Consider the following 522-nt stretch of genomic DNA (forward strand, 5'->3'; position numbering starts at 1 on the left):
CGCTATGCGATGGAGAATTGCCGGCTGCTCGAACTGCGGGACGACGGTTTCCTCCGGTACGAGACCGACACTGAGGGTGGATCGTCGGGCTCACCCTGCTCCTCGGAAATATGGGAGGTAGTCGGTTTGCACCACGCCTCAATCCCGAAAATGCGAGGCAATACTATTCTCAATAAGGACGGTTCGGCATGGTCACCTGGCCAGCCGGATGAGGGGATAGATTGGATCGCGAATGAGGGTGTGCGCATAAGTGCGTTGGTCAAGGCCTTCGGCGGACTTGTGCCGACGACGCCCTCCTCCAAACGCCTTTTGGACGAATTGCTGGCCAACACGACCGATCCTACCGATGAGGTCGCGAAGCTAGCGACGCCTCGCGCGCCAGAAGCGCTTAATCCTCTGCTACCTGATCCCTCCAAAATTTTCGCAAACGTGAAAGGAAACGCAATGGGCGGCGTTACCATGAATTTTTCCGGACCAGTGACGATTTTCATTGGTAGCGGCGTGCCGGCATCGCAGCTTCCA

At 57.1% G+C, this 522-nt stretch carries 1 protein-coding gene; it reads left to right on the plus strand.

What is annotated here, in order from left to right; genetic code table 11:
* Nucleotides 1-126: 126 nt before the first annotated feature.
* The coding region (locus tag ACFFNA_RS36140) for a hypothetical protein (RefSeq protein ID WP_446685991.1) at nucleotides 127-522 on the plus strand (396 nt) is incomplete at its 3' end.

The sequence above is a fragment of the Mesorhizobium kowhaii genome (assembly GCF_042431665.1).
GTDB lineage: Bacteria > Pseudomonadota > Alphaproteobacteria > Rhizobiales > Rhizobiaceae > Mesorhizobium > Mesorhizobium kowhaii.